We start from the raw sequence: 17,891 nt of genomic DNA on the forward strand, positions 1-17,891 counted from the left end.
GATCGTTGCGGTCAACACCGATGCATCGGTCAAGCGACTCGGCAAGGGCGAGGACCGGCCGATCAATTGCACCGAAGACCGCAAGGCGGTGCTGGCTTCGCTGGAAGCCGTGGATCTGGTCGTCGAGTTTGATGAGGATACCCCCCTTGCTGTAATCCTCGAGAGCAAGCCAGATGTGCTCGTGAAGGGTGGGGACTGGGCTATCGACAAGATAGTCGGAGCCAAGGAGGTCCAGGGCTGGGGCGGGCAGGTCTATTCGATCCCGTTCCTGTTCGAACGCTCGACGACAGCGACGATCAAGAAAATTCGCGGGTAAAGGCGCGACGTATTTGCCTTGCACCGTTATGCTGGCAGGCAAATGAGATGGCGGGGGCGCCCTTAGAGGGCATCGTCGAGATGGGGGCTACTTGCCGCTGCGGACCTAGGGTTTGGCTTGAGGTGCCGTGCTGGTTTGATCGGGCTTGGGAAGGAATAATGGGCCCTTGTAACCGCAGCCGGCCAAGGCGAGCACGGTGAGTGTCAGCAGGCAGATCAGGCGCATGGTAGGGCTTTGTGGCAAAATCGACATGTTAACATGAAGCGCCAAAAACCACCTTTACCACGCATATTCATGCGAATGGTTCTTTTTTCGAGAGCGGATGGATGACCGAAAATGATTTCCTGGAGCAGGCCGAGGCCGTATTTGAACGAATTCAGTCGACGATAGACGGCGGTGATTCGGATATCGAGTGCAATCTCAACGAGGCGGTGCTTGAGCTGGAACTCGATGATGGTGGCAAGATCATCATCAACCGTCATGCTCCTAATCAGGAGCTCTGGATTGCGGCAAAAACCGGTGGTTTTCATTTTGGCTGGCGCGATGGTGCTTGGCGCAACACCCGCGATGGTTCGGAATTCTTTGCCAGCTTGTCCGATCTGATTCAGCAGCTTGCTGGTGAAACGCTTCACTTCTGATGGTTGAGTGGGGGTTGGCCGGTCTGTTCATATCGGCCTTTGTGTCTGCTACCGTGCTGCCTGGCAATTCAGAGCTCGCGCTGCTCGCCATCCTCAAGCTTTTTCCACAACAGTGGACCGGTGCATTGATCGTAGCCACGTTAGGCAACACCTTGGGCGGGATGACCTCCTACTGGCTTGGCTGTCTCGCCCCCAGGCTGGAGGAGCGCCGTGGCGTGGCTTGCGTCAAGCGCTGGGGCGCGTGGAGCCTCTTGCTCTCCTGGGTGCCCATCGTAGGCGATGCGCTCTGCCTCGCTGCGGGGTGGTTGCGACTGGGATGGCTGGCGTGCTCGCTGGCCATGCTCGTCGGCAAAGGGGCCCGATATGCTGCAATTGCATACCTGAGTCTTTAAATCCCTACGGATCATATTGTTTTCCTGAAATTTTTTGTTAACCAAGCGCTCAGTTCCGGTAAAATTTAGCACTTTCCTTGTGCTTTGCAGCAAACCCACTGGCCCATAATGAACGCTCGATTGCGCGAAATACCCTATAACTACACCTCGTTTTCTGACCGGGAAATCGTTATCCGCTTGCTTGGCGAAGCTGCCTGGCAACAGCTCGACCTGCTGCGCGAAGAGCGCAAGACCGGTCGTTCGGCGAGGATGCTGTTCGAAGTGCTCGGCGATATCTGGGTGGTGCAGCGCAATCCGTATCTGCAAGACGACCTGATGGAGAACCCGAAGCGGCTCACCGCGCTGGTCGAGGCCATGCGCCACCGTCTGGGCGAAATCGAGACGCGTCGCCAGGGTAACCCGCAGGTGGGTGAATTGTTGCGTGCCGCGGAGCAGGCCGTTGGCCGCTTCCACATGTGGTTCGACGAGACACGTGCCTTGCGCGGCAAGATTCAGAAGCGTATGGGCGGCATCACGCGCAGGGACAACATCCTGTTCGATGGCTTGGCGCGCGTGTCGCATGTCACCGATGCCACCGACTGGCGTGTCGAATACCCGTTCGTCGTGCTGTCACCCGATACCGAGGCAGAAATCGCGCCCCTGGTGAAGGCCTGTATCGAGCTTGGCCTGACGATCATCCCGCGTGGTGGCGGCACCGGCTATACCGGCGGCGCGGTACCGCTGACGCCGTTCTCCGCTGTCATCAATACGGAAAAGCTCGACCGCCATCTGGGTGTCGAATACATCGACCTGCCGGGCCTCGAAGGCAAGCGCGCGACTATTCAATGCGGTGCCGGCGTGGTGACTGCCCGGGTCAGCGAGGCGGCATCGGCTGCAGGCCTGGTGTTCGCCGTTGACCCGACCTCGGCGGAGGCCTCGTGTATCGGCGGCAATGTTGCCATGAATGCCGGTGGCAAGAAGGCTGTGCTGTGGGGAACGGCGCTCGACAATCTGGCCTCTTGGCGGATGGTCGACCCCGATGGCCACTGGTTGTTCATCGAGCGTATCGATCACAATTTCGGCAAGATTCATGACGTCGACGTTGCTAGATTCCGCGTCACGCGGCTCAAGGAAGATGGCAAGACGACGCTGTCCGAAGAGGTGTTGGAGATACCCGGGCGCCAGTTCCGCAAGGTGGGTCTCGGCAAAGATGTGACCGACAAGTTCCTCGCTGGCCTGCCCGGCGTGCAGAAGGAAGGTACTGACGGCATCATCACCTCGGCGCGCTTCGTGCTGCATCGCATGCCGAACCAGATTCGCACCGTCTGCCTGGAATTCTTCGGCGAGGTGTCGCGTGCGACGCCAGCCATCGTCGAGATCAAGGATTATCTCGATGCCCACCCCAGCGTGCAGCTGGCTGGCCTGGAGCACCTGGACTGGCGCTATGTGCGTGCTGTTGGTTATGCCACCAAGGCCAAGTCGCGCGGTCGCCCCAAGATGGTGTTGATCGCCGACATCGTCTCTGACGACGAGAGTGCCGTCGGCGAGGCCGCATCGCATGTGGTCAAGCTGGCCAATGCGCGTGCCGGCGAGGGCTTCATCGCCGTCAGCCCGGAGGCACGCAAGAAATTCTGGCTCGACCGGTCGCGCACTGCCGCGATCGCGCGCCATACCAACGCCTTCAAGATCAACGAGGACGTGGTCATTCCGCTCGACCGCCTCGGCGATTACTCCGATGGGATCGAGCGCATCAATATCGAGCTGTCGATCGGCAACAAGCTGAAGCTGATGGACAAGCTCGATGGCTTCTTCCGTGGCGACTTGCCGGTGGACGATGCCGATGCACCGGCGATCGGCCATGACGAGCTGATCGGCGATCGCCGTGCAGCGGCGCTGGACCTGATCGGTGCGGTGCGCGAGCGCTGGCAGTGGATTTACGACAATCTCGACTCGGCTTTCGAGCTCTACCTGTCGTCTTATCCCGCTGCGCCGCTGGAGAAGGATCTCGAGTCCGAAGAGACGCCGCAGAGCGTGTTCCACGCACTGCGCGACTTCGTGCTGCGCGTGAGCTGGAAGCGCGAACTGCTGGAAGACCTGGAGGCGCTGTTCTCGGGCAAGACCGACGAGCCCATCCTCAAGGCGGTGCACCAGATTCACCAGCGCATTTTGCGGGGCCGCGTATTCGTGGCCTTGCACATGCATGCGGGCGACGGCAATGTGCACACCAACATTCCGGTCAACTCCGACGATTACGAGATGCTGCAGGCAGCCCACCATGCGGTGGCGCGCATCATGGTGCTGGCGCGCGATCTCAATGGCGTGATCTCGGGCGAACACGGCATCGGCATCACCAAGCTGGAGTTCCTCACCAACGAGGAAATCTCCCCCTTCGTCGACTACAAGAAACGCGTTGATCCGAACGGCCATTTCAACAAGGGCAAGCTGCTGCCGGGCGCCGACCTGCGTGCCGCGTATACGCCTTCGTTCGAGTTGCTCGGTGTCGAATCGCTGATCCTCGAGCAGTCCGACATCGGCAAGATCGCTGATTCGGTGAAGGACTGCCTGCGTTGCGGCAAGTGCAAGCCGGTGTGTTCGACGCACGTGCCGCGCGCAAACCTGCTCTACAGCCCACGCAACAAGATTCTCGGTGTCGGCCTGCTGACCGAGGCCTTCCTCTACGAGGAACAGACCCGTCGTGGCGTCAGTCTCAAGCATTTCGACGAGCTGAGCGATGTGGCCGACCACTGTACCGTCTGCCACAAGTGCGTGAATCCCTGTCCGGTGAAGATCGACTTCGGCGACGTGTCGATCGCGATGCGCAACTTCCTGCGCAAGACCGGCAACAAGAAGTTCAACCCTGGCACGGCCGCTGCCATGGCCTTCCTCAACGCCAAGGACCCGGCAACGGTCAAGCTGATCCGCAAGGGCATGATCGAGTGGGGTTCCAAGGCGCAACGCCTCGGCAACAAACTGTTGTCCAACCTCGGCAAGGCTCAGACTGCCGCGCCGCCGTCCACCGTCGGCAAGCCCGAGGTGAAGGCCCAGATTATCCACTTCTTCAACAAGCCGATGCCAGGCAACCTGCCGAAGAAGACCTCGCGTGCGTTGCTCGATATCGAAGATCAGTCGACCGTGCCGGTAATCCGCGATCCGCAGAAGACGGCGGAGGACTCGGAAGCCGTGTTCTACTTCCCCGGTTGCGGCTCGGAGCGCTTGTTCAGCCAGGTGGGGCTGGCCACGCAGGCCATGCTCTACCATGTCGGTGCGACCACGGTGCTGCCGCCTGGCTATCTGTGCTGCGGTTATCCGCAAACCGCGAGCGGCAATGATGACAAGGGCCAGCAGATCACCACCGAGAACCGGGTGTTGTTCCATCGTGTCGCGAACACCTTGAACTACCTCGACATCAAGACCGTGATCGTGTCTTGCGGCACCTGCATGGATCAGCTCATGAAGTACCAGTTCGAGCAGATCTTCCCGGGCTGTCGCCTGCTCGACATCCACGAGTACCTGCTGGAGAAGGGCGTCAAGCTCGATGGTGTGAAGGGCGTGAAATACATGTACCACGACCCCTGCCACACGCCGATGAAGACCTATCAGCCGATGAAGGTCGTCAACGAGCTGATGGGCGACAAGGTGGCCTTGTCCGACCGCTGCTGCGGCGAATCGGGCTCGCTGGCCGTGAGCCGCCCGGACATCTCGACCCAGGTGCGCTTCCGCAAGCAGGAAGAGCTGCAGAAGGGCGTCGACGCAATCCGTGCCGAGCATGCGGATGAGCTGGTCAAGGTACTGACCTCGTGCCCGGCCTGCCTGCAGGGCCTGAGCCGCTACAACAACGACGTCGGTACCGATGCCGACTACATCGTGGTGGAGATGGCCAAGGAGATCCTCGGTGACAACTGGCTCGTCGACTATGTCGGCAAGGCCAATAGCGGCGGTATCGAGCGCGTGCTGCTGTAAGCGCGCCTAGCTCCGGCACCCACAGCCCGGCGCTCGCCGGGCTTTTTCATGTCTGCGTGGCTCGTGGGCAAAACCAGTACACCGCTTCGGGTAAACGAGTTAAAATATTCTGATGTAATATTTTGGCTGTGGGTTACCCGCCCGGAGCCGCCTCCGAACAAGAAACCCTCACCCAAGGTTTTCCCATGACGCTACGCATCATCACGACCGGCGGCACCATCGACAAGGTCTATTTCGACGCCAAGAGCAGCTACGAAATCGGCGATCCGATGGTCACCGACATCCTCGACGAGGGCCTGGCAACCGTGCTGCACACGGTACAGTCCATCCTGAAGAAGGACAGCCTCGAGCTGACCGACGAAGACCGCCAGCTCATCTACGATGCCGTGCTGGCCGCGCCCGAGCGGCACATCGTCATCACCCACGGCACCGACACCATGCCTATCACCGCGCTCAAGCTGAAGAGCATCGTCGACAAGACGATCGTGCTCACGGGGGCGATGGCCCCGGCGCGCTTTCGCCGCACCGATGCGATCTTCAACATCGGCTGCGCCGTGGCTGCGGCCCAGGCCTTGCCGGCCGGCGTCTACATCACCATGAATGGGCGCTTGTTCGAGGCCGGCAAGGTGCGCAAGAACCTCGATCTGGGGCGTTTCGAAGCGACCGAGTGAGCCCGCTGGCGGCCGCCAACGATTGGCCCGGCCCGGCATGCAGCGGTATTGGTCGCCATATCGGCCATGGCGCCTGTCGCCATGGCAAAGCGGCCAGCAGGATGAGGTCGGGCGTGCTTTACTTTGAGTGTGTGGCGAAATGCCGCCCATCTGCTGTTGAAGGAGTGGAATTTGTCTTGCGAGCTATGTGATCAAGCCGGCGGCCCATTGTTGTGGCAGGGTGATAGGGCACGGGTGGTGCTGGTCGACGATGCCGATTATCCGGGCTTCTGTCGTGTCATCTGGCAGGCCCATGTCAAGGAAATGACCGACCTGCCGGAGGCGGACCAGCTCCATCTGATGCGACTCGTGTTCGCGGTGGAAGCTGTGCTGCGCACCGTGTTGCAGCCTGAGAAGATCAATCTTGCCAGCCTTGGCAACATGACCCCCCATCTGCACTGGCACGTCATCCCGCGTTTCCGCGACGACCGCCATTTTCCGAGCCCCGTATGGGCTGCCGCTGCGCGTGAACAATCCGCGCAGGCCTTGCCCGACGGCTGGCAGGTGCGACTGCGCGAGTCGCTGTCGGCCTGTCTCGATGCACTGGGCTGATGTCCCTGGCCATGGAATGACCGATACCAATGGATGACCTGTTGAACCTCCCCGCTCTGAACGACACGTTGACCCCCGATTTCGTCGATCAGCGCAGCTGCAGGCAGTGGCTGGCGCTGCTGCCGATGATCAATGTGCCGCAGGCCCACATGGAGTTGCTCGAGGCGCTGGACAAGCTCAACCAGTCGAGCATCGTGCCGCTGGACCGGCTCAAGACCATGGAAATGCTGCGCGACACCGTGGCCTTCCTCACCGATGCGAACGCCAAGCGCTATGTCGGCCGCGCCTTGCCGCTGACCACGGTCGAGCGTGACATCTGGTCGGGCAACGTCAAGCTCTGGCTGGCCTTTGCCTGCAGCTACAAGCACTGCCTTAAGGCCGCACTCGATGGCGACGCCGGCGTGCAGGAATTCATCGCGCTGGCCAACCACCGCTGCCTGCGCTACGTCGGCCTGGCCATCCGCGAACACCTGATGGCATATCAGGAAGTGCCGCTGTCGCTATGGCGCGAGCTACACAATATGTATCGCATCGCCGAGCGCGGCCACGCCCTGCGCGGCGTGAAGGATAGCCTCAACAGCCAGGCGCCTGCGTCGAGCTGCGCCGCCGCCTATGTACAGGCGCTGCTGCTCGATACCGTCAAGCCGTCCGGTAGCTCGGTCAAGCAGATCATCTGGCTCGACCGCCTGCTCGATCGCTGGGCCAATTACGTGACGGTGCATACCGAGTTACCCGCGACGAGCCTGACCCGCATCGTGGTCGACCTGGAGGGTGGCGGCATACAGCATCGCGATGTCGGGAACTCGCCGCGGCTGCGTTATCTCGATACCAGCCAGCTGGCGAAGAGCCTGAGCAAGCGCATCAAGCTGCTGCGCATGGGCGAGACCCCGGTGCAGCTGGGGCTGGGCGAGGAGTTCACGGCCGACGTGTGCGAGCCGCTGCTCGTCACCTGCTTCCAGCAATGGTGCAAGGGCGGGGATGAGCGCAGCTATCAGCGGCGCAAGGCGACAGCGATCGTCGACATCGCGCTCGGCATGGCAGCGATCCACTACTTCCTGAGCGGCGAGGTGTTCGACCAGCCCAGCAAGCCCAATGAGGTCAGGGGGCAATCGCTCGAGGCCTTCCAGATCTTCGGCCATGCCGGCGAGCACTCGGTCAGGACCGTCGCCACCGGTGTGGGCTTCGTCGCCGAGCGCTGGGATGTCTACGACCAGAGCGCGCTGGGCTATGGCCTGTGCAAGAGGGTGGGCGAGGGCGAGCGCCTGAGCCATAACCAGCTGCTCGGCATCCGTGCCGAGGAGGGGGGCGATTACCTGCTCGGCATGACACGCTGGATTCAGCAGATGGAGGATGGCCGGCTGCTCGTCGGGGTGCGCATGCTGCCGGGCATTCCACGCGCTGTAGCGGTCCGGGCGACGGGTTTGAGCCCGACCGGCAACAACCTGTTCGTCGCATCGCTGCTGTTGCCCGGCGTTGCCGCGCTGCGCTCCGACATGAGCCTGCTGCTGCCCCCGAGCTGGTTCCGCGCCGGGCGCATCATCGAGGTCATGCATGACGGTAAATCGCGTCGTGTGCGCATGACGCAGCTCATCGAGCGCGGTCCGGATTTCGAACGTATCGCCTTCGAGGCGATCGCGCAGAACGCAAACGGCTAGCAACGAGACGGGAACATGCCAAAAGCCATCCAGATATATCAAACCGGCGGGCCGGACGTCATGCAATGGCTCGATGTCGAGGTCGGCGAGCCGGGGCCGGGTGAGGTGAGGGTGCGCCATCACGCGGTCGGCTTGAACTTCATCGATGTTTATTTCCGCACCGGGCTGTATGCCACGCCGCTGCCAACCGGCCTGGGCAAAGAGGCTGCCGGCGTGATCGAGGCTGTCGGCGAGGGTGTGACGGCACTGCGCCCGGGGGACCACGTGGCCTATGCAGGTGGCCCTCTGGGTGCCTATAGCGAGGCGCGCGTCATGCCAGCCGAGTTTGTGGTCAGACTGCCCGACGCGATCGGCTTCGAGACGGCCGCGGCGATGATGCTGCAAGGGTTGACCGCGCAATACCTGCTGCGGCGCACCTATCGGGTGCAGCCCGGCGACACCATCCTGATCCACGCCGCGGCGGGCGGCGTGGGCCTGATCGTCTGCCAGTGGGCAAAGGCGCTCGGCGCGACAGTGATCGGCACCGTCGGGTCGGACGACAAGGCCGCCCTGGCCCGTGCCCACGGTTGCGACCATGCCATCGTCTATACGCGCGAAAACTTCACCGAACTCGTGCGCGAGCTGACCGGCGGCGAGGGCGTGGCGGTGGTCTACGATTCCATCGGCCGCGATACTTTCATGGGCTCGCTCGACTGCCTGCGACCGCTCGGCATGATGGTCAGCTTCGGCAATGCCTCGGGCCCGGTGGAGCCGATCTCGCCGCTGCTGTTGTCGCAGAAGGGCTCGTTGTTCCTCACGCGCCCGACACTGTTTGCCTACATCGCCAAGCGCCACGATCTGGAGGCGATGGCACAGGAGCTATTCGACGTGGTGGCGAGCGGCCAGGTGAAGATCGCGATCAATCAGCGCTATGCCTTGCGGGACGTGGCGCAGGCACATAGCGACCTCGAAGCGCGCAAGACTACCGGCTCAACCGTGCTGCTGCCGTGAGGCGGGCGGGCACCGCCATGTTGGCAGCGCGCCAGGCCTGCCCCGGTGCTATCCAGGGCGTATGAACGCGCCGTCGCCACATTGACCGATTGAGAGTACGGCGGACATGCGTGCGATTCACACTGGCACGTGATGGGCCTGCTCGAACACCGGTAGCCGCCGCTGCCCGCTATGCGGAACAAAATCCGCGTGGCAGCGTGCCAGCCGCCGCCGACGCGCCGGACCCACCGGCCGCTGCGCTATGCTGTCATCTGTCGCGATGCCATCCTGGCTTCGCGGAAAAATGGCGGTGCGGCCCATGATGCCGGCACCCGACGGAGGATGCCGCATGGCCCACACCCCACCCAACGGCGCACAGGCGCTGGTCGAGTCCCTGCTGATCCACGGCGCCGATACCGGCTTCTGCGTGCCCGGCGAGAGTTATCTCGCGGTGCTCGACGCGCTCTATGACGTGCGCGAGCGCTTCAAGCTCGTCGTCTGCCGCCAGGAGGGCGGCGCGGCCTATATGGCCGATGCCTATGGCAAGCTCACCGGCAAGCCCGGCATCGCCTTCGTTACGCGCGGCCCCGGCGCGACCAATGCCAGCGTCGGTGTGCACACGGCGTTTCAGGACTCGAGCCCGATGATCCTGTTCATCGGCCAGGTCGCGCGCGAGGCGCTCGAGCGCGAGGCCTTCCAGGAGATCGACTACCGCCGCATGTTCGGCCAGATGGCCAAGTGGGTGGCGCAGATCGACGATGCGCGACGCATCCCCGAATTCGTCTCGCACGCCTTCCATATCGCCACCAGCGGCCGGCCCGGGCCGGTAGTGCTGGCCCTGCCCGAAGACATGCTGCACGATGCCTGCGAGGTCGCGCCGCCACAGCCCTATCGCCGCATCGCCGCAGCACCGCGCCCGCAGGACATGGCCGAGCTGCAGGCCATGCTGGAGGCGGCCGAGCGGCCGTTGATGATACTCGGCGGGCGCGGTTGGACGCATGATGCCTGCGCCGACATGCGCCGTTTCGCTGAAAACTGGCGGCTGCCGGTCGCCTGCGCCTTCCGCTATCAGGACCTGTTCGATAGCGAGCATGCGCAATACGTCGGCGACGTGGGCCTGGGCATCAACCCCAGACTCAAGGCCCGCATCCAGCAGGCCGACCTGGTGCTGGCCGTGGGCCCACGCCTGGGCGAATCGACGACGAGTGGCTACGAGCTGTTCGACATCCCGCGGCCGCAGCAGAAACTGGTTCATGTCCATGCCGGGGTGGAGGAGCTGGGGCGCGTCTACGCCGCCGACCTGCCGATCAACGCGGGCTACCCTGAATTCGCCCTGCAGGCCGCGTCCCTATTGCCTGGCGCGGCACCGCGCTGGGCGGGCCTCACCGACGAGGCGCGGCAGCAATACCTGAGCTGGAGCGAGCCGACCGCCACGCCGGGTGCGGTGCAGATGGGCGAGATCATGCGCTGGCTGTGCGCGCGCCTGCCGGCGGATGCCATTGTCACCAATGGCGCCGGCAACTACGCGATCTGGCTGCATCGCTTTTTCCGCTACCGCCAGTTCGCCACCCAGCTCGCGCCTACCAGCGGCTCGATGGGCTATGGCGTGCCCGCGGCCGTGGCGGCCAAGATCGTCACCCCGGCGCGGATGGTCGTGTCGTTCTCGGGCGACGGCTGCTTCCTCATGAATGGCCAGGAGCTGGGCACTGCCGTGAAATACAACGCCGCCGTGGTGTTCATCGTGGTCAACAACGGCATGTACGGCACCATCCGCATGCACCAGGAGCGCAACTACCCCGAGCGCGTGATCGCCACCGAGCTGGCCAACCCGGATTTCGCCGCGCTGGCGCGGGCCTATGGCGCGCACGGCGAGGTTGTCGAGGCTACCGCCGACTTCGCGCCGGCCTTCGAGCGCGCCGTGACGGCAGGCCGGCCGGCACTGATCGAGCTGCGGGTGGACCCGGAGGCGATCACGCCGGCCACCACCATCACGCAGCTGCGGCAGGCGGCGCAGCGCTGAGGTCTGGCGCGGCGATGTGTTGACGCGCGGTCGGCAACGCGAAGCCGCATGAGAGACGGGGCCAGCTGGCCCCGTTTTTTTCCACCCTATGCGGCGCGGGCCGCCCAGAGCGCTGCGCCAGCCATGAGGCCGGCGCCAGCCCCGGCAACGACGTCGATCAGTTTGTGACGTTGCAATACCAGGCGCGACCAGGCCACCAGGCCGACGAACAGCAATCCGCCGATGAACCATGGCCGTGTCTCCCACAGCAGGGCCGTGCCGAGCGCGGCGAATGCCGTGTGGTGCGATAGCTTGAGCCAGCTGCTGAGCAGGCTGGCGAGCGCGATGATGGCGGCGGAGACGGCAAGGCCGAGGCTCAGATCGCTCGGGCCGGTAAGGCCGAAGGCCAGCGCACAGGCAATGCCCAGTATCGCCAGCAGGAAGCGGTGCAGGCTACGGCGTTCGCCGGGCTGGCTGGCATCGCTGTCGCGCCAGCGGCCAGCCGTGACCTGATAGGCGGAGAAGGCAGACATCAGCGCACCGAGCAGAGCCAGGGCGCCCAGCACCGGCCACAGCCCTGCGCCTCCGTGCAGGTGGGCCGACAGGGCGATGGCTGCGGGCAATGCGACCAGCGGGTGGCCGACGAGCGACAGCCCCCGGGCGATGCGCTGGCGCAACGGGATCAATGGGTGTGGATGATGGGCCAGCCTTGCTCTTCGGCAACGGCCTTGAGCATCGTGTCGGGATTGACGGCTACCGGGTGGGTGACACGTTCGAGCAGCGGCAGGTCGTTCTTCGAGTCGCTGTAGAACCAGGTTTCGTCGAAATCATCGAGCGTCCGCTCGCGCTCGGCGAGCCAGTGTTCGAGCCGCGTGATCTTGCCGGCCTGAAAGCTCGGGATGCCGGTCGGCTTGCCGGTGTAGCGGCCTTCCACGACCTCGGCCTCGGTGGCGATCAGGTGCTCGATCCCCAGTTCATCGGCGATCGGCGAGGTCACGAAACGGTTGGTGGCGGTGATGATCATCACCAGGTCGCCCTGCGCCTTGTGGCCGGCGACGAGCTCGCGCGCCTTGGCTGTGATGATGGGCAGGATGTGTTCGGCCATGTAGTCGGCATGCAGCGTGGCAAGCTCATCCATGGTGAAGCGTGCGAGCGGCGCGAGGCTGAAGGCGAGGAATTCGTCCATGTTCAGCGTGCCGGCCTTGTATTGCTCGTAGAAGGCGTCGTTCTGGCGCTGCGTGGTGGCGGCGTCGAGTATGCCGCGCTTGATCAGGAAACGCGGCCACTCGACATCGCTATCGCCGGCGAGCAGGGTGTGGTCGAGATCGAAGATGACGAGTCGTTGCATCGGTGTTCCCCGTTGGGTATCAAAAGAGTGCTTGCTGGCCCTGGTGCGCCTGCCGCTGCAGCACCTCGCGCAGTAGTGGCAGGGTGACCTGACGCTGCTGTTCGAGCGAGGCGCGGTCGAGTTCGTCGATCACGGCCAGCAGCGAGGGCAGGTCGCGCCGCCAGCGCAGCAGCAGGTAGTCGCAGACTTCCTGGTTCAGGCTGAAGCCGCGTTCGCTCGCATGCTGTTGCAGGGCCTGGATCTTGTCCGTGTCCGACAGCGGCTGCAGCTGGTAGACCAGGCCCCAGCCGAAGCGTGTCGTCAGGTCGGCCCGCAAGGGCAATTGCGACGGCGGGCACGGGCCGGCGGCTACCAGCACGCCGCGCGCCTCGCGCAGCCGGTTGTAGATGCTGAATACGACGACCTGCGCGGCAGGGCCGAGATGCTCGACATTGTCGAGCGCGACGCAATCGTACTCGCCCAGCGCATCGTCCGGCTCGAACAGCTGCGCGCAATCGACATAGGCCGCGAGCTGGCCGGCTGCCTGCGCCTCGCGGATAGCCGCCTGCAGCAGGTGGCTGCGCCCAGAGCCCGGTTCGCCCCACAGGTACAGCATGCGCTCGGCCTGCGCCGACGTCAGCGCCGCCATCAGCGCCTCGCGCGCCTGCTCGTTACCGCCGCCGATATAGTTATCGAACGACGCGGGCAGGGCCGGGTGCAGATTGAGCAGCAGTTGTTTCACGAGGGCGGTGTGGAATGCGTGCGGCAGCCGTGCTGCCGGGCAGCGTTCGGCGGTCATTTCAGGTAAAATGCTGTTTTTTGAGGCGAACGCCTCGTTTCCTATACTGATTCGAGTATAAGAAAACCGCAATTTAACCACAGTTTGGCGTCTCCCGACGATCTCGGGTTGCGCCGCAACGATTGAAGCGAGAATCCCTTGAGCACCGCCAACCCAACTTCCCTCAGCTATCGCGATGCAGGCGTCGATATCGACGCAGGCGATCAACTGGTCGAGAACATCAAGCCTTTTGCCAAGCGCACTATGCGCCCGGAAGTGCTCGGCGGGATTGGCGGCTTCGGTGCACTGGTCGAAATCTCGAAGAAATATAAGGAGCCGGTGCTGGTATCCGGTACCGATGGCGTCGGCACCAAGCTCAAGCTCGCGTTCGAGCTCGATCGCCATGACACCGTCGGCATCGACCTGGTCGCCATGAGCGTCAACGACATCCTGGTACAAGGTGCCGAGCCGCTGTTCTTCCTCGACTACTTCGCCTGCGGCAAGCTCGACGTGTCGCGCGCCACCGATGTGGTCAAGGGCATCGCCGCCGGCTGCGAACAGGCTGGTTGCGCGCTGATCGGTGGCGAAACGGCCGAAATGCCGGGTATGTACCCGGTCGGCGAATACGATCTGGCCGGCTTTGCCGTTGGTGTGGTGGAGAAGGCCAATATCATCACCGGCAAGACGATCCAGCCCGGCGATGTGGTGCTGGGCCTGAAGTCCAACGGCGCACACTCCAACGGCTACTCGCTGGTACGCAAGATCATCGAGCGCAGCAACCCCGATCTGAACGCCGAGTTCGACGGCGGCAAGTCGCTGGCCGACTGCATCATGGCGCCGACGCGCATCTACGTGAAACCTTTGCTGAAACTGATGGCCGAAATGCCGGTCAAGGGCATGGCGCACATCACTGGCGGTGGCATCACCGAGAACGTGCCGCGCGTGCTGCCCGACAACGTGGTCGCGCAGATCGACAAGAATGCATGGCCGCTGCCGAAGCTGTTCCAGTGGCTGCAGGCCGAGGGCCGCGTGGCAGAGGGCGAAATGTATCGCACCTTCAATTGCGGTATCGGCATGGTCGTCATCGTCGCGACAGAGCTGGCGGATAAGGCGCAAGCGCTGCTGGCGGCCGAGGGCGAGACGGTTTATCGCCTCGGCACGGTGCGTGCACGCAACGGCGACGAGCACCAGACACAAGTCGCGTAACCGGCGTCCGCTACACTGATGCCGCCGGCCGTGCTGGCGGCATTGTTATTTTTGGTGCCTTCGAGACGAGGCCAAAAGCCAAGTCCGAAGATCACTTATTTAACGCTGTATTGAGTACCGTCGAGGCGCGGCCGTAGGCCAAACCCGACGCGATTGGATAGTGAATTCCGTGCCTTCGCGGTGAGCGTGAGGCGCGCCAGAGCAAGCCAATGGGCTGGCACATCAGCCCGTCAACATAGAGCATATGAAGAAAGTCGTTATTCTCATCTCCGGCCGTGGCAGCAATATGGAGGCCATTTTGCGGGCACAGCCACCGGTCGAGTTCGCCGCCGTGATCTCGAACAAGGCCGATGCGGCGGGGCTGGAGACCGCCCGTGCGCATGGCATCCCGACTGCGGTGCTGTCGCACAAGGGCTTCGATAGCCGCGAGGCCTTCGATGCCGAGCTGGCCCGGCTGATCGACGGCTATACGCCGGACCTGATCGTGCTGGCTGGCTTCATGCGCATCCTGTCCGAAGGCTTCGTGCGCCATTACGAAGGCCGCATGATCAATATCCACCCCTCGCTGCTGCCGGCCTTCACCGGCCTCAACACCCATGCGCGTGCGATCGACGAAGGCTGCAAGTTGCATGGCTGTACCGTGCATTTCGTCACGGGCGAGCTCGACCACGGGCCGATCATCGCCCAGGCCGCCGTGCCGGTGCTCAACGACGACACGCCCGAGACCCTGTCCGCGCGCGTGCTGGTGCAGGAGCACCGCCTCTACCCCGAAGCGGTGCGCTGGTTTGCGGAAGATCGCCTGAGCCTGCTGGACGGCAAGGTCCGCGTCCGTCTCGACACGGTGGACCCGTCGGCTTCGCTGCGGTTTCCGGCCTAGTGCAGGTCGCCCAGAACTGAATGAAGCGCTGGCTGACCCGAACTCTGATCTTTGCGGCGATCCTGTCGGTGATCGGCCATTTTCTCACCATTTTTGGTGAAGATATCTGGTCCATTGCCGACGCGCTGCTCAACGGCAAGGAAATCGAGGTCCGCAAGACCGAGCGCCAGCTCGATGAACAGGAGATCGCGCTCGAAGGGGCCGCAATCGGCGACAAGCCCAAGCTCAAGCCGCTTGTGGACAAGCTCAACGTCTACCTGGTGCCGGCGGCGTCGCTGAAGCCGAAGGCAGCCAAGGCGGCGCACAAGCCGGTGGTGGCACCCAAACCACGGCCTGCGCCCAAACCGGCGCCCAAGCCAGAGGCCCAGGCCAAGCCCGTCGAGCTGGCGGCGGTGCCGACAACGGATACGGTTGCCGCATCGACACCGTCCGAGGCACCAACACCCGTGCCGCCCCCTGCCGCTGCCGTCACCCCCCCCGCGGCAGACGCCCCGGCGCCGCCCGCCGCGGTGGCCGTCGCCGAGCCTGCGGCGCCCCAGGATGCGCAGCTGTCGCAGGGCAAGGCCTTCCCGGCTGATGTGAAGATTCATTACCTGCTCTATGGTGTGCTCGAAGGCGCGATGAGCTGGAAGCAGGACGGCAACCACTACACGATAGAACTCAACGCGGCCGGCTTCGGCAAGAGCATTTCACTGCGCAGCCGCGGCACGATGAGCAAGGACGGCCTCAAGCCCGACGAGTATCTGGAGTTCCGCGACAACAAGCTCGACAGCCCCAAGTTCGTGGTGAAGTTCGACTGGGCCAACGGCGTGGTCAACTATGGCGAGCCCAATGCGCTGAAGAACGACAAGCTCGAGAAGATCGGCTACGACATGCTGTCGCTGTTCTTCCAGGCCGCGATCCGGGGCAAGACGCTGATGTCGTCGGATGTGCAGATCGTCACCGGCAAGAAGATTTATCACCAGAAGTTTCATATCGAAGGCGAATCGACGATTCACGTTCAGGGCGCGGGCGATATCACCGCGCTGGCGCTCAACGGCGAGAACGAGCGTGGCAAGTTCGCCTTCTGGCTGGCGCCCGGCTGGCACAACCTGCCCGTGCGCGCCAAGGTCGATGCGTCCGATGGCCGTTCGTTCGTGCTCGATGCCAGCCTGGTCGAGGTCAACGGCAAGACGCTGCTGGCCCGCCCCAAGCGCGAACCACCCCGGCCGCGCAAAGATCGTTGATCCATAATGCTGGGTAGGCCCACCCGGCGGACATCATTTAAGGTTCCTCATGACACCGACTCAATTCGACGCCACCCTGACCGCGCTGCGCGCGCTGCTGCCGATGACCCAGCCTGCAGATGCGGTACTGTCGCGCTTTTTCCGTGAGCATCACAAGCTCGGCCCGACCGACCGCAATGTGATCGCCGAGGCGCTGTTCGGCATCCTGCGCCGCCGCATGATGCTTGAAGCCGTGATCGAGAAGCCGACGCCACGCGCCCTGCTGCTGGCCTACCTGGTCAAGCTCAACGGCATGAACCCCAAGGCGCTTGCCGATTACGCGCCCGAGGCCGACATCAAGGCGCTGGGCCGGGTCAAGGCGATCAAGGCGGAGGAGCTGCCGATCAACGTGCAGGCCGAGTTCCCGCAGTGGCTCTACGACAGGCTCAAGGCCCTGATGGACGACGAGGCCATCCTCGCCTTCGGGCGCGGCTTCCAGCAATCCGCGCCGCTCGATCTGCGCGTCAATACGCAGCTTGCCAACCGTGACGAGGTACTCGCCGCGCTCGGTGCCGGCGGCGGCGATGTCGTGCCGACCCCGTATTCGCCGCTGGGCCTGCGCCTTGCCGGCAAACCTGCCTTGAACAAGCACCCGCTGTTCCTCAACGGCAAGATCGAGGTGCAGGATGAAGGTAGCCAGCTGCTGGGGCTGCTGCTGGCGCCCAAGCGCGGCGAGATGGTGGTGGATTTCTGTGCCGGCGCCGGTGGCAAGACCTTGCTGCTTGGCGCGCTGATGGCGTCCACCGGCCGTGTCTATGCCTTCGACGTCGCGGAAAAGCGCCTCAGCAACCTGAAGCCCCGCCTCAAGCGCTCGGGCCTGTCGAATGTGCATCCGCAACTGATCGCGCATGAACACGATGCGCGCATCAAGCGCCTTGCCGGCAAGATCGACCGCGTGCTGGTCGACGCGCCGTGCTCGGGGCTGGGCACCTTGCGCCGCAATCCCGACCTGCGCTATCGCCAGTCCGCGCAAAGTGTGACCGAGCTGACCGCCAAGCAGGCATCGATTCTCGCGGCAGCGGCCAATCTGTTGAAGGTGGGCGGGCGGCTGGTGTATGCGACCTGCTCCTTCCTGCCGGAAGAGAACGAACGGATCGTCGAGGCTTTCCTTGCGGCACACCCCGATTTTGCGCTGGTACCGGCCGGTGAAGTGCTGGCGCAACAGAAGATTGCGCTGGAGATGGGGGATTACCTCAAGCTCACACCGCACCAGCATGGCACCGATGGCTTCTTTGCCGCCGTGCTGACACGGCGCTAGCCGCAGCCGC

At 63.7% G+C, this 17,891-nt stretch carries 16 protein-coding genes and 1 pseudogene; 13 read left to right on the top strand and 4 right to left on the bottom strand.

All coding sequences use genetic code 11. From position 1 onward, the window contains the following. Positions 1-316: pseudogene (locus tag ABWL39_RS17060) on the top strand (D-glycero-beta-D-manno-heptose 1-phosphate adenylyltransferase); the annotation flags it as partial. 105 nt (positions 317-421) lie between these two features. Here the strand turns inward: ABWL39_RS17060 and ABWL39_RS17065 are convergent. Then, entirely contained in the window at positions 422-568 is a 147-nt protein-coding gene (locus tag ABWL39_RS17065; protein ID WP_367794059.1) for a lipoprotein, read from the bottom strand. A 74-nt stretch (positions 569-642) separates the two neighbouring features. Here ABWL39_RS17065 and cyaY point away from each other — a divergent pair, with 74 nt between their 5' ends. From cyaY to ABWL39_RS17105, 8 genes are all read left to right on the top strand, one after another. Beyond that, complete coding sequence (gene cyaY / locus ABWL39_RS17070) at positions 643-954, top strand: iron donor protein CyaY (protein ID WP_367794062.1); 312 nt, start codon at positions 643-645, stop codon at positions 952-954. Between the two features lie 14 nt (positions 955-968). Continuing rightward, entirely contained in the window at positions 969-1,346 is a 378-nt protein-coding gene (locus ABWL39_RS17075; protein WP_367794065.1) for a YqaA family protein, read from the top strand. 108 nt (positions 1,347-1,454) lie between these two features. Continuing rightward, positions 1,455-5,285 carry a DUF3683 domain-containing protein gene (locus ABWL39_RS17080; RefSeq protein ID WP_367794067.1) on the top strand — a complete coding sequence of 1,277 codons (3,831 nt, stop codon included), beginning with the start codon at positions 1,455-1,457 and terminating at the stop codon, positions 5,283-5,285. 185 nt (positions 5,286-5,470) lie between these two features. Next, positions 5,471-5,956: an asparaginase domain-containing protein gene (locus ABWL39_RS17085; RefSeq protein ID WP_367794069.1), complete on the top strand. Its 486-nt coding sequence runs from the start codon at positions 5,471-5,473 to the stop codon at positions 5,954-5,956. A gap of 207 nt (positions 5,957-6,163) precedes the next feature. Next, positions 6,164-6,547: an HIT family protein gene (locus ABWL39_RS17090; RefSeq protein WP_367794333.1), complete on the top strand. Its 384-nt coding sequence runs from the start codon at positions 6,164-6,166 to the stop codon at positions 6,545-6,547. A gap of 41 nt (positions 6,548-6,588) precedes the next feature. Beyond that, entirely contained in the window at positions 6,589-8,202 is a 1,614-nt protein-coding gene (locus ABWL39_RS17095; protein WP_367794072.1) for a hypothetical protein, read from the top strand. A gap of 15 nt (positions 8,203-8,217) precedes the next feature. Next, positions 8,218-9,192 (top strand): quinone oxidoreductase, encoded by a 975-nt coding sequence (locus tag ABWL39_RS17100; RefSeq protein ID WP_367794075.1) that lies wholly within the window; start codon positions 8,218-8,220, stop codon positions 9,190-9,192. Positions 9,193-9,520: 328 nt separating this feature from the next. Next, on the top strand, positions 9,521-11,191 hold the full coding sequence (locus ABWL39_RS17105) for a thiamine pyrophosphate-binding protein (protein WP_367794078.1): 1,671 nt from the start codon (positions 9,521-9,523) through the stop codon (positions 11,189-11,191). A gap of 86 nt (positions 11,192-11,277) precedes the next feature. On the opposite strand, the gene ABWL39_RS17110 is transcribed toward ABWL39_RS17105, so the two are convergent. The 3 genes from ABWL39_RS17110 to hda are packed head-to-tail and all read right to left on the bottom strand — an operon-like array spanning position 11,278 to position 13,296. Continuing rightward, positions 11,278-11,847: a hypothetical protein gene (locus ABWL39_RS17110; protein WP_367794081.1), complete on the bottom strand. Its 570-nt coding sequence runs from the start codon at positions 11,845-11,847 to the stop codon at positions 11,278-11,280. A gap of 5 nt (positions 11,848-11,852) precedes the next feature. Next, entirely contained in the window at positions 11,853-12,518 is a 666-nt protein-coding gene (locus ABWL39_RS17115) for an HAD family hydrolase (protein WP_367794084.1), read from the bottom strand. A gap of 19 nt (positions 12,519-12,537) precedes the next feature. Further along, positions 12,538-13,296: a DnaA regulatory inactivator Hda gene (hda, locus tag ABWL39_RS17120; protein WP_367794087.1), complete on the bottom strand. Its 759-nt coding sequence runs from the start codon at positions 13,294-13,296 to the stop codon at positions 12,538-12,540. Between the two features lie 138 nt (positions 13,297-13,434). Between hda and purM the strand changes: the two genes are divergently transcribed. The 4 genes from purM (at position 13,435) to ABWL39_RS17140 (ending at position 17,881) form a co-directional block, all read left to right on the top strand. Then, a complete protein-coding gene (gene purM / locus ABWL39_RS17125; protein ID WP_367794089.1) occupies positions 13,435-14,481 on the top strand; it encodes a phosphoribosylformylglycinamidine cyclo-ligase in 1,047 nt (348 codons plus the stop codon). A gap of 244 nt (positions 14,482-14,725) precedes the next feature. After that, positions 14,726-15,358: a phosphoribosylglycinamide formyltransferase gene (purN, locus tag ABWL39_RS17130; protein ID WP_367794091.1), complete on the top strand. Its 633-nt coding sequence runs from the start codon at positions 14,726-14,728 to the stop codon at positions 15,356-15,358. A gap of 20 nt (positions 15,359-15,378) precedes the next feature. Further along, complete coding sequence (locus tag ABWL39_RS17135) at positions 15,379-16,584, top strand: DUF3108 domain-containing protein (RefSeq protein WP_367794093.1); 1,206 nt, start codon at positions 15,379-15,381, stop codon at positions 16,582-16,584. Positions 16,585-16,633: 49 nt separating this feature from the next. Continuing rightward, positions 16,634-17,881: an RsmB/NOP family class I SAM-dependent RNA methyltransferase gene (locus ABWL39_RS17140; RefSeq protein ID WP_367794095.1), complete on the top strand. Its 1,248-nt coding sequence runs from the start codon at positions 16,634-16,636 to the stop codon at positions 17,879-17,881. Positions 17,882-17,891: the final 10 nt, after the last annotated feature.

Origin of the sequence: Chitinivorax sp. PXF-14 (genome assembly GCF_040812015.1) — a bacterium.
Taxonomy (GTDB): domain Bacteria; phylum Pseudomonadota; class Gammaproteobacteria; order Burkholderiales; family SCOH01; genus JBFNXJ01.